This window comes from Streptococcus mitis (assembly GCF_000722755.1).
Taxonomy (GTDB): Bacteria; Bacillota; Bacilli; order Lactobacillales; family Streptococcaceae; genus Streptococcus; species Streptococcus mitis_CM.
Genome location: NZ_JPFY01000013.1, coordinates 70,093 through 82,430 on the forward strand (window position 1 = coordinate 70,093; position 12,338 = coordinate 82,430).

The window sequence follows — 12,338 nt, forward strand, 5'->3', positions numbered from 1 at the left end:
TGAGAAATTATGGCCCTACCAACTATTGCCATTGTAGGACGTCCCAATGTTGGGAAATCAACCCTATTTAATCGGATCGCTGGTGAGCGAATCTCCATTGTAGAAGATGTCGAAGGAGTAACACGTGACCGTATCTATGCAACGGGTGAGTGGCTCAATCGTTCCTTTAGCATGATTGATACAGGAGGAATCGATGATGTCGATGCTCCTTTCATGGAACAAATCAAGCACCAGGCAGAAATTGCCATGGAGGAAGCCGATGTTATAGTCTTCGTCGTGTCTGGTAAGGAAGGGATTACCGATGCAGACGAATACGTAGCTCGTAAGCTTTATAAGACCCATAAACCAGTTATCCTCGCAGTTAACAAGGTGGATAACCCTGAGATGCGAAATGATATCTATGATTTCTATGCTCTCGGTTTGGGTGAACCACTGCCTATCTCATCTGTCCATGGTATCGGTACAGGGGATGTGCTAGACGCGATTGTAGAAAATCTTCCAAATGAATATGAAGAAGAAAATCCAGATGTCATTAAGTTTAGCTTGATTGGTCGTCCTAACGTCGGAAAATCAAGCTTGATCAATGCTATCTTGGGAGAAGACCGTGTCATTGCTAGTCCTGTGGCTGGAACAACGCGTGACGCCATTGATACCCACTTTACAGATACAGATGGTCAAGAGTTTACCATGATTGATACGGCTGGTATGCGTAAGTCTGGTAAGGTTTATGAAAATACTGAGAAATACTCTGTAATGCGCGCCATGCGAGCTATTGACCGCTCAGATGTGGTCTTGATGGTTATCAATGCGGAAGAAGGCATTCGTGAATACGATAAGCGTATCGCAGGATTTGCCCATGAAGCTGGTAAAGGAATGATTATCGTGGTCAACAAGTGGGATACGCTTGAAAAAGACAACCACACTATGAAAAACTGGGAAGAAGATATCCGTGAGCAGTTCCAATACCTGCCTTACGCCCCTATTATCTTTGTATCAGCTTTGACCAAGCAACGTCTCCACAAACTGCCTGAGATGATCAAGCAAATTAGCGAAAGTCAAAACACACGTATTCCATCAGCTGTCTTGAACGATGTGATTATGGATGCCATTGCCATCAACCCAACACCAACAGACAAAGGGAAACGCCTCAAGATTTTCTACGCGACCCAAGTGGCAACCAAACCACCAACCTTTGTTATCTTTGTCAATGAAGAAGAACTTATGCACTTTTCTTACTTGCGTTTCTTAGAAAATCAAATCCGCAAGGCCTTTGTCTTTGAAGGAACACCAATCCATCTCATCGCAAGAAAACGTAAATAAAAAAGCAGAATCTGGAATGACATTTCCAGATTTTTTTGATAGAATGAAGTTGAAGAAAACGCTATCAAAAAGAGGTGTCGATGATGGAACATTTGTTTAAATTCTTACTTTTAGCACCTTACTTTTATTTTGATAACTGGATTGAAAAGGCCAACAGAAATAGTAAATTTTTCCCAATTTTTTACTATTTTTACTGGATTTACATCACCCTCTATGCTCTTTTTAGCCTTGCTTGGACAGTTTTTTCAGTCCTGCTTTTCAATATCGTCTTGAGAAATGTGGCAGACATCAAGTCTTGGGGCATTTGGCTATTATTACTACTTATTGCTTTTTCCAGTTCTTGGGTAACCTATATCTTTTTCAAAAAAATGTTTCGCTTGAGACGGGAACTAGGGAAGTCTAAAGCGGGGAGACATTGATTTATATTGGTAATAACATTTAATAGATCGAAACTAAAGAAAACAATTTTAAAGAGGAGGTGTCGATGATGAAACTGTCCTTTAATTGGTTTCATTTGATACTCTTATTTCCTTGTTTGTATTTTTTCTATTGGATAGACAATGCTGACAGAAACAGTAAAATTTTCCCCATCTTATACTATTTTTACTGGATTTATATTTCCCTTTTAGCTCTGTTTAGCATGGATATGACAATTTTTTCATTCTTATTTTTCCCTTTTGTTCTAGATTATGTATCAGATGCTAGTGATTGGGGTGTTTGGTTGCTTCTGATAGTCTTATCTTTAGGCAGTGACTGGTTAACCTATATCTTTTTCAAAAAAATGTTTCGCTTGAGACGAGAACTAGGGAAGTCAAAAGGTGGAAGGTATTGATTTATATGGTTTTTATTGATAGGAAGTAGCTTATGACACGTCTAAAATCATTTATTACACGCTATTTCAAGGTTTATATTGGTTTGGTTCTGCTGATCTGGCTTTCTTTCTTTCTTTCTTCTCTATTCCTTGGGGTAGTCCGGTTCTGGGGATAACGATTGACATCTTCATTATGCAGAAAAGTCTTGCTAGTTTTTGGAATTCTGTCCATTTTGATGGCCTTGCTATCCAAGAAAGTCAGTCTCTTTGTTTTTGGACTTATCTGTTGTCTTTCTCTTTGGATTAATCTATTTATCCTATTTGCTCTTTTGCCGATTTTTGGAAATTAAACACTTAAAAAATAGAGAGAGGTTAGCTTGGAAACTAGCCTCTTTTTCCATTTTGAAATGGGGATTCTTCCTTGAAAATAATCAGTAATTGTGCTAAAATTAAAAGAACATTCTAAAATATTCGGAATTTAAAGTAAGGAAAAACATGGCTAATATTTTAAAAACAATTATCGAAAATGATAAAGGAGAAATCCGTCGTCTGGAAAAGATGGCCGACAAGGTTTTCAAATACGAAGACCAAATGGCTGCTTTGACTGACGACCAACTAAAAGCAAAAACAGTTGAATTTAAAGAACGTTATCAAAATGGAGAATCACTGGATTCATTGCTTTATGAAGCATTTGCGGTTGTCCGTGAGGGTGCCAAACGTGTCCTAGGTCTCTTCCCATATAAGGTTCAGGTTATGGGGGGAATCGTTCTTCACCATGGTGACGTGCCAGAGATGCGTACAGGGGAAGGGAAAACCTTGACTGCGACTATGCCGGTATACCTCAATGCCCTTTCAGGTAAAGGGGTTCATGTAGTTACGGTCAATGAATACCTATCAGAACGTGACGCGACTGAGATGGGTGAATTGTACTCATGGCTTGGTTTGTCAGTAGGGATTAACTTGGCTGCCAAATCTCCAATGGAGAAAAAAGAAGCCTATGAGTGTGACATTACCTACTCAACCAACTCAGAAATCGGATTTGACTACCTTCGTGATAACATGGTCGTTCGCGCTGAAAACATGGTACAACGTCCGCTTAACTATGCATTGGTCGATGAGGTTGACTCAATCTTGATTGACGAGGCCCGTACACCTTTGATCGTATCAGGTGCTAATGCAGTTGAAACCAGTCAGTTGTATCACATGGCAGACCACTACGTAAAATCTTTGGACAAAGACGACTACATCATCGATGTGCAGTCTAAGACTATTGGTTTGTCTGATTCAGGGATTGACAAGGCTGAAAGCTACTTCAAGCTTGAAAATCTCTATGACATCGAAAACGTAGCTTTGACTCACTTTATCGATAATGCCCTTCGTGCCAACTACATCATGCTTCTCGATATTGACTATGTGGTGAGCGAAGAGCAAGAAATCTTGATCGTTGACCAATTTACAGGTCGTACCATGGAAGGTCGTCGTTATTCTGATGGCTTGCACCAAGCCATTGAAGCTAAAGAAGGTGTGCCAATCCAGGATGAAACTAAGACATCTGCCTCAATCACTTACCAAAACCTTTTCCGTATGTACAAGAAATTGTCTGGTATGACGGGTACAGGTAAGACTGAGGAAGAAGAATTCCGTGAAATCTATAACATTCGTGTTATTCCAATTCCAACCAACCGTCCTGTTCAACGTATTGACCATCCAGACTTACTTTTTGCTAGTATTGAAGCTAAGTTTAAGGCTGTTGTCGAAGACGTTAAAGCTCGTTACCAAAAAGGTCAACCTGTCTTGGTTGGTACAGTAGCGGTTGAAACCAGTGACTACATTTCTAAGAAATTGGTCGCAGCTGGCGTTCCTCACGAAGTCTTGAATGCCAAAAACCACTATAAAGAAGCTCAAATCATCATGAATGCTGGTCAACGTGGTGCTGTTACTATCGCAACCAACATGGCCGGTCGTGGTACCGACATCAAGCTTGGTGAAGGGGTTCGCGAACTTGGAGGACTTTGTGTTATTGGTACAGAACGTCATGAAAGCCGTCGTATCGATAACCAGCTTCGTGGACGTTCAGGTCGTCAAGGAGACCCAGGTGAGTCACAATTCTACCTCTCTCTTGAAGATGATTTGATGAAACGTTTTGGTTCTGAACGTCTGAAAGGTGTCTTCGAACGTCTCAATATGTCTGATGAAGCCATTGAGTCTCGTATGTTGACGCGTCAGGTTGAAGCAGCGCAAAAACGTGTTGAAGGAAATAACTACGATACCCGTAAACAAGTCCTTCAATACGATGATGTCATGCGTGAACAACGTGAGATTATCTACGCTCAACGTTACGACGTCATTACTGCAGATCGTGACTTGGCACCTGAAATTCAGGCTATGATCAAACGCACGATTGGTCGTGTCGTTGATGGTCATGCGCGTGCAAAACAAGATGAAAAACTAGAAGCAATTTTGAACTTTGCTAAGTACAACTTGCTTCCAGAAGATTCTATTACGATGGAAGACTTGTCGGGCTTGTCTGACAAGGCAATTAAGGAAGAGCTCTTCCAACGTGCCTTGCAAGTTTACGATAGTCAGGTTTCAAAACTACGCGATGAAGAAGCAGTTAAAGAATTCCAAAAAGTCTTGATTCTACGAGTGGTGGATAACAAGTGGACAGATCATATCGATGCCCTTGATCAATTGCGTAACGCGGTTGGACTTCGTGGCTATGCTCAGAACAACCCTGTTGTTGAGTATCAGGCGGAAGGTTTCCGTATGTTTAATGACATGATTGGTTCGATTGAGTTTGATGTGACACGCTTGATGATGAAAGCACAAATTCATGAACAAGAAAGACCACAAGCAGAACACCATATCAGTACAACAGCGACTCGAAATATCGCTGCCCACCAAGCAAATATGCCTGAAAATCTGGATTTGAGTCAGATTGGACGGAATGAACTTTGCCCATGTGGTTCTGGTAAGAAGTTTAAAAACTGTCACGGTAAAAGACAATAAAATGAGATAGTTTAGAGGCGGATACCTTGTGAAAAGTAAATTTTTACTTGGTATCCGTTTGCTTTATGAGGAGATGAGTTATGGTATTTACAGCAAAAAGTCCTAAAATTAATATTGAAGAAGTTCGTGCCTTATCAAAATTAGAAGGCCAAGCTTTGGAGAGAAAATCACAGCGCGATAAAGAGCTAGAAGCCATTATACGTGGAGAAGACCAGCGGATTCTCTTGGTAATCGGGCCATGCTCATCTGACAATGAAGAAGCTGTTCTTGAATACGCTATGCGTTTGGCAGTTCTACAAGAAGAAGTAGCAGACCGTATCTTTATGGTTATGCGTGTTTATACTGCCAAACCCCGTACCAACGGAGATGGCTATAAAGGCTTGATTCACCAGCCTAACGCGACAGAAGCGCCTAGTCTTATCAACGGAATCAAAGCTGTTCGCCATCTTCACTATCGTGTTATCACAGAAACAGGCATGACAACAGCTGATGAAATGCTTTATCCTGAAAATCTTCCGCTAGTGGATGATTTGATTTCTTACATGGCGGTTGGTGCTCGTTCAGTTGAAGACCAGCAACACCGCTTTGTGGCCAGTGGGGCAGATTTTGCGACTGGTTTTAAAAATCCAACCTCTGGAAATCTCAATGTTATGTTTAATGGGATTTATGCTGCTCAAAACAAACAAAGTTTCCTTTTCCTAGGAAAAGAAGTGGAAACAACTGGGAACCCACTTTCGCATGCCATTCTTCGTGGAGCGACCAATGAGTATGGTAAGAATATTCCTAACTACTACTATGATAATTTGATGGATACTATTGCCCAGTATGAGAAAATGGGCTTGGAAAATCCCTTTATCATTGTGGACACCAATCATGACAACTCTGGTAAGCAATACATGGATCAGATTCGAATTGTCCGACAGACCTTGATTAATCGTGATTGGAATGAAAAAATCAAGCAGTATGTTCGTGGCTTTATGATTGAGTCTTATCTAGAAGACGGCCGTCAAAACGAACCAGAAGTATTTGGCAAGTCTATCACGGACCCTTGCCTAGGCTGGGAAAATACAGAAGCCCTTGTCAGAGAAATCTACCAAACGCTAGGAGAATAAGATGGCATTTATTGAAAAAGGTCAAGAAATCGATATTGAAGCAATCAAGGCAGAAACCCAATTGTCTGCGGAAGCCTTGCGTCTAAAAGAGCGTCGTGATAGAGAATTGGCAGACATTATTTCAGGAGAAGATGACCGTATCCTTTTGGTGATTGGTCCTTGCTCTTCTGATAATGAAGAGGCTGTCTTGGAATATGCCCGCCGTTTATCTGCCTTGCAGAAGAAGGTGGCGGACAAGATTTTCATGGTTATGCGTGTTTATACTGCCAAACCTCGTACTAACGGAGACGGCTATAAAGGTTTGGTTCACCAACCAGATACTTCTAAGGCTCCAAGTCTGATTAACGGTTTGCAGGCTGTGCGCCAGTTGCACTACCGCGTGATTACAGAGACAGGTTTGACAACGGCAGATGAGATGCTTTATCCATCAAATCTGGTTTTGGTAGATGATTTGGTCAGCTACCATGCTGTGGGGGCTCGTTCTGTGGAAGACCAAGAGCACCGCTTTGTGGCCTCAGGAATTGATGCACCAGTGGGGATGAAAAATCCAACTTCTGGAAACCTTGGGGTCATGTTTAACGGTATCTATGCCGCTCAGAACAAACAAACCTTCCTCTTTCATGGTCAAGAAGTTGAAACTTCAGGAAATCCCTTGGCTCACGTCATCCTTCGTGGTGCAGTTAATGAATATGGGAAAAATGAGCCTAACTTTTACTATGAAACTTTGCTAAATGCCATTGAACGTTATGAGACAATGGGACTTGAAAATCCCTTTATCCTCATTGATACCAACCATGATAATTCTGGCAAGCAATATATGGAGCAGATTCGAATTGTTCGCCAGACCTTGCAGAATCGTGATTGGAATGAGAAGATTAAAAAGATAGTTCGAGGCTTTATGATTGAATCTTACCTAGCAGATGGTCGTCAAAACCAACCAGAGGTCTTTGGTTGCTCTATTACGGATCCTTGCCTAGGTTGGGAAAATACAGAGGCCTTGGTAGAAGAGATTTACGCTACCTTGACAAATTAAGTGAAAAGGATGGAGTTGGGGGATCTCAACTCCTTTTGATGAGAATGATAGTTGGACACGGAATTGATATCGAAGAATTAGCTTCGATAGAAAGCGCAGTTACACGACATGAAGGATTTGCTAAGCGCGTTCTGACCGCTAAGGAAATGGAACGATTTAACAGTCTTAAAGGACGCAGGCAAATAGAATATTTAGCTGGTCGCTGGTCGGCTAAAGAAGCCTTTTCCAAGGCTATGGGAACAGGTATTGGCAAGCTCGGTTTTCAAGATTTGGAAGTCTTGAACAATGAACGCGGGGCGCCTTATTTTAGTCAGGCACCATTTTTAGGAAAGATTTGGCTATCTATCAGCCATACCGATCAGTTTGTGACAGCCAGTGTCATTTTGGAGGAAAATCATGAAAGCTAGTCCACATAGACCAACCAAGGCTCTGATTCATCTGGGAGCTATTCGACAAAATATTCAGCAAATGGGGGCTCATATCCCTCAAGGAACGTTCAAGTGGGCTGTGGTCAAGGCCAATGCCTATGGGCATGGAGCTGTTGCTGTTGCGACGGCTATTCAAGATGATGTTGATGGCTTTTGTGTTTCCAATATTGATGAAGCCATTGAACTCAGACATGCTGGACTCGGCAAACGAATCCTTATTTTAGGAGTTTCTGATCTAGAAGCTGTTTCTCTTGCTAAAGAATACGATATCACCTTGACTGTGGCTGGACTGGAGTGGATTCAAGCACTCTTAGTTAAGGAAGCTGATTTAGCTGGTTTGACAGTCCACCTCAAGATTGATTCAGGAATGGGACGGATTGGTTTTAGAGAGGCTCGTGAAGCTGAGCAGGCTCAAGACTTGCTCCAACAACATGGTGCTCGTGTTGAAGGGATTTTCACCCACTTTGCGACTGCAGACGAGGAATTAGACGACTACTTTAATGAGCAGTTAGAACGGTTTAAAACTATTTTGGCCAGTATGAAGGAAGCTCCAGAGCTGGTTCATGCTAGTAATTCTGCAACGACTCTTTGGCATGCAGAGACCATTTTTAACGCCGTCCGTATGGGAAATGCCATGTATGGCCTGAATCCCAGTGGAGAAGTTTTAAATCTCCCTTATGATTTAAAATCAGCCTTGACCTTGGAGTCTGCTTTAGTCCATGTCAAGACAGTTCCAGCTGGAGCTTGCATGGGCTACGGAGCGACCTATCAGGCAGACAGCGAGCAAGTCATTGCGACGGTGCCAATCGGTTATGCGGATGGTTGGACACGTGACATGCAGAATTTCTTTGTCTTGGTAGATGGACAAGCTTGCCCAATCGTCGGACGAGTTTCTATGGACCAGATTACTATTCGATTGCCTAAGCCTTACCCACTTGGAACCAAGGTAACCTTGATTGGCTCCAACGGGGACAAGGAGATCACAGCTACTCAGGTTGCGACCTATCGTGGGACTATTAATTATGAGGTGGTTTGTCTTCTCAGCGATCGCATTCCGAGAGAATATTATTAGAAAAGAAAGGAGTGGAGCATGAATCTACATCAACCCTTGCATGTCTTACCTGGTGTGGGACCAAAGTCAGCAGAGAAATACGCCAAACTAGGAATTGAAAACTTGCAAGACCTCTTGCTCTACTTTCCTTTCCGTTATGAAGACTTCAAAACCAAGCAAGTATTGGAACTAGAGGACGGGGAGAAGGCAGTCCTATCTGGTCAAGTCGTGACTCCTGCCAGTGTCCAGTATTATGGATTCAAGCGCAATCGTCTGCGCTTTAGCCTCAAGCAGGGAGAAGTCGTTTTTGCGGTGAATTTCTTTAACCAGCCCTATCTAGCAGATAAGATAGAGTTGGGAGCAACCCTTGCTGTCTTTGGAAAATGGGACCGAGCCAAGGCTAGTCTGACTGGGATGAAGGTCCTAGCTCAGGTGGAAGATGACCTCCAACCTGTTTATCGCTTGGCTCAGGGAATCAGTCAGGCCAGTCTGGTCAAGGTTATTAAGACGGCCTTTGATCAGGGATTGGACCTCTTGATTGAGGAAAATCTTCCCCAGTCTTTGCTGGACAAATACAAACTCATGTCCCGTTGTCAGGCCGTTCGTGCCATGCATTTCCCCAAGGATTTGGCAGAATACAAGCAGGCCCTTCGCCGTATCAAGTTTGAGGAACTTTTTTATTTCCAAATGCAGTTGCAGACGCTCAAGTCTGAAAATAGAGTTCAGGGAAGCGGTTTGGTTTTGAACTGGTCTCAGAAAAAAGTGACAGAAGTAAAAGAAAGGCTGCCTTTTGCCCTGACCCCAGCTCAAGAAAAAAGTTTGCAGGAAATTTTAACCGATATGAAGTCGGATCACCACATGAATCGTCTCCTACAAGGGGATGTGGGGAGCGGAAAAACGGTGGTTGCTGGCTTGGCCATGTTTGCGGCGGTGACAGCTGGCTACCAATCAGCCCTCATGGTACCAACAGAAATCCTTGCAGAGCAACATTTTGAGAGTCTACAGAGTCTCTTCCCAGACTTGAAACTGGCTCTTTTGACAGGTTCCTTGAAAGCTGCAGAAAAGAGAGAAGTCTTGGAGACTATTGCCAAGGGTGAGGCTGATTTGATTATCGGAACTCACGCTCTAATACAGGATGGGGTGGATTATGCTCGTCTGGGCTTGATTATCATCGATGAGCAGCACCGCTTTGGTGTAGGGCAAAGGCGTGTTCTGAGAGAAAAAGGCGACAACCCAGATGTCCTCATGATGACGGCGACTCCCATACCACGAACCTTGGCTATCACAGCCTTTGGAGATATGGATGTTTCCATTATTGACCAGATGCCAGCAGGACGAAAGCCTATTGTGACACGCTGGATCAAACATGAGCAACTGCCTCAGGTCTTGACTTGGTTAGAGGGGGAAATTCAAAAAGGTTCTCAAACCTATGTCATCTCTCCCTTGATTGAAGAATCAGAAGCTCTGGATTTGAAAAATGCCATTGCCTTATCAGAAGAATTGACGGCTCATTTTGCAGGTAAGGCAGAAGTGGCTCTTCTACATGGTAAGATGAAGAGTGACGAAAAAGACCAGATTATGCAGGAGTTCAAAGAGCAAAAAACGGATATTCTGGTGTCGACGACGGTTATCGAGGTTGGAGTTAATGTTCCCAATGCGACAGTTATGATCATCATGGATGCCGATCGCTTCGGTCTCAGCCAGCTTCACCAGCTTAGAGGTCGTGTGGGTCGGGGAGATAAGCAGTCTTATGCAGTTCTCGTTGCCAATCCTAAGACGGATTCTGGGAAAGACCGCATGCGCATCATGACAGAAACGACCAATGGATTTGTCCTTGCGGAGGAAGATTTGAAAATGCGGGGTTCGGGTGAGATTTTTGGAACCAGACAGTCAGGACTTCCAGAATTCCAAGTGGCTGATATTATCGAAGATTTTCCAATTTTAGAAGAAGCCAGAAAGGTTGCTAGCTACATTAGTTCGATAGAAGGCTGGCAAGAGGATCCAGAGTGGCGGATGATTGCCCTTCATATGGAAAAGAAAGAACATTTAGATTAATACTCTTCGAAAGTCTCTTCAAACCATGTTAACGTCGCCTTGGATTATATATGTAACTGACTTCGTCAGTCTTATATACAACCTCAAAGCAGTGCTTTGAGCAACCTACGGCTAGCTTCCTAGTTTGCTCTTTGATTTTCATTGAGTATAAGCTTTCTATAAGGAAATCTTAAGCTAGCTTTCAGGTTTGGTCCTTATACTAGAGTCATCAAAAAGAAACGAGGACTCTCACATGACCGTAACGATTAAAGTAAATTACCAAACCACTTTCCAAAAGAAAGAAGATAAAAACTAAATTGTGAATAGAATAAAAAGAGCTAAATAGCTCTTTTTTCTTGCTTAAAATCACTTTGAAGCGTTAGGAATTAAGGAGAAAAATTAAAAATCACGATCTATTTACTTTTATTTCTTGCATTGCTTTCTTAGTTATGCTACAGTTGTGGTAGCGATTACAAATAAAAGGAGCTACTATGAAAAATCCAGCATTGTTAGAGGAAATTAAGACCTACCTAGGACGAGATGAGGTTCCAGAAGGCTTTGATGCTTTCTGGGATGGGGAAGTGAAAAAAGTTTCAACTCTTCCAGCTTATCAGTTGGAGGAAAGAGATTTCCACATTCCTCAAGTCAAGTGCTATGAGTTAACGTTTGAAGGAACCAATGAAGGCAAGGTCTATGCACGAGTCGTTCTTCCAAAGAGTGATGAGAAGGTTCCGATAATCTTCCATTTCCATGGTTATATGGGACGTGGCTGGGACTGGTCCGACATGCTGGCCTTCACCGTGGCTGGTTACGGTGTTGTTTCCATGGATGTGCGGGGACAGTCAGGTTATTCACAGGACGGCTTGCGTTCTCCACTAGGAAATACGGTTAAGGGACATATTATCCGTGGTGCTGTGGAAGGTCGGGAGCATCTCTTTTATAAGGATGTTTATTTGGACATTTACCAGTTGGTTGACATTATTGCTAGTCTGCCTGAGGTGGATGAGAAGCGTCTTTCTAGCTATGGTGCCTCACAAGGAGGGGCTCTAGCCTTGGTTGCGGCAGCGCTCAATCCTCGGATTCAGAAAACAGTAGCCATCTATCCTTTCTTGTCAGACTTCAGACGAGTGCTTGAGATTGGTAATACAAGTGAAGCCTATGACGAACTTTTCCGTTATTTCAAGTTTCACGACCCCTTCCACGAAACTGAGGAGGAAATCATGGCGACCCTTGCCTATATCGATGTGAAAAATCTTGCCCATCGTATCAAGGGTGAGGTTAAGATGATTACGGGCTTGGACGATGATGTTTGCTATCCTATTACCCAGTTTGCGATTTACAACCGTCTGACCTGTGACAAGTCCTATCTTATCATGCCAGAGTATGCCCATGAAGCTATGAATGTTTTTGTCAATGACCAAGTTTACAACTGGCTCTGTGGTAGTGAGATTTCTTTTAAGTATATAAAGTGATGAATGAGAGAGCCAGTAGCTCTCTTTTTTGTTATAAATGTTGAAAGTACTTTTAAAAATATTAAAAT

The 12,338-nt window shown here is 42.6% G+C and carries 10 protein-coding genes and 1 pseudogene; all 11 read left to right on the plus strand.

From position 1 onward, the window contains the following. Nucleotides 1-9 precede the first annotated feature (9 nt). The 11 genes and pseudogenes from der to SK578_RS03720 all read left to right on the plus strand — a co-directional run bounded on the left by der (nt 10) and on the right by SK578_RS03720 (nt 12,270). Nucleotides 10-1,320: a ribosome biogenesis GTPase Der gene (gene der, locus SK578_RS03665; RefSeq protein ID WP_001207696.1), complete on the plus strand. Its 1,311-nt coding sequence runs from the start codon at nt 10-12 to the stop codon at nt 1,318-1,320. 80 nt (nt 1,321-1,400) lie between these two features. Then, a complete protein-coding gene (locus SK578_RS11185) occupies nt 1,401-1,739 on the plus strand; it encodes a hypothetical protein (RefSeq protein WP_080709957.1) in 339 nt (112 codons plus the stop codon). Between the two features lie 65 nt (nt 1,740-1,804). Then, nucleotides 1,805-2,152 (plus strand): hypothetical protein, encoded by a 348-nt coding sequence (locus tag SK578_RS11190; protein WP_042750636.1) that lies wholly within the window; start codon nt 1,805-1,807, stop codon nt 2,150-2,152. Between the two features lie 32 nt (nt 2,153-2,184). After that, a pseudogene (locus tag SK578_RS11195) lies at nt 2,185-2,481 on the plus strand (hypothetical protein). A gap of 145 nt (nt 2,482-2,626) precedes the next feature. Further along, entirely contained in the window at nt 2,627-5,140 is a 2,514-nt protein-coding gene (gene secA, locus SK578_RS03685) for a preprotein translocase subunit SecA (RefSeq protein ID WP_042750638.1), read from the plus strand. Between the two features lie 80 nt (nt 5,141-5,220). Next, entirely contained in the window at nt 5,221-6,252 is a 1,032-nt protein-coding gene (locus SK578_RS03690) for a 3-deoxy-7-phosphoheptulonate synthase (RefSeq protein WP_042750640.1), read from the plus strand. Between the two features lies 1 nt (nt 6,253). Continuing rightward, nucleotides 6,254-7,285, plus strand: coding sequence for a 3-deoxy-7-phosphoheptulonate synthase (locus tag SK578_RS03695; RefSeq protein ID WP_042750643.1), 1,032 nt, complete (start codon nt 6,254-6,256; stop codon nt 7,283-7,285). A gap of 44 nt (nt 7,286-7,329) precedes the next feature. After that, a complete protein-coding gene (gene acpS, locus SK578_RS03700; protein ID WP_042750645.1) occupies nt 7,330-7,692 on the plus strand; it encodes a holo-ACP synthase in 363 nt (120 codons plus the stop codon). Continuing rightward, nucleotides 7,682-8,785 carry an alanine racemase gene (gene alr, locus SK578_RS03705; protein ID WP_042750647.1) on the plus strand — a complete coding sequence of 368 codons (1,104 nt, stop codon included), beginning with the start codon at nt 7,682-7,684 and terminating at the stop codon, nt 8,783-8,785. The genes acpS and alr overlap by 11 nt, the downstream gene beginning before the upstream one ends. A gap of 18 nt (nt 8,786-8,803) precedes the next feature. Then, a complete protein-coding gene (recG, locus tag SK578_RS03710; protein WP_042750649.1) occupies nt 8,804-10,819 on the plus strand; it encodes an ATP-dependent DNA helicase RecG in 2,016 nt (671 codons plus the stop codon). 470 nt (nt 10,820-11,289) lie between these two features. After that, entirely contained in the window at nt 11,290-12,270 is a 981-nt protein-coding gene (locus SK578_RS03720) for an acetylxylan esterase (RefSeq protein ID WP_042750651.1), read from the plus strand. Nucleotides 12,271-12,338 lie beyond the last annotated feature (68 nt).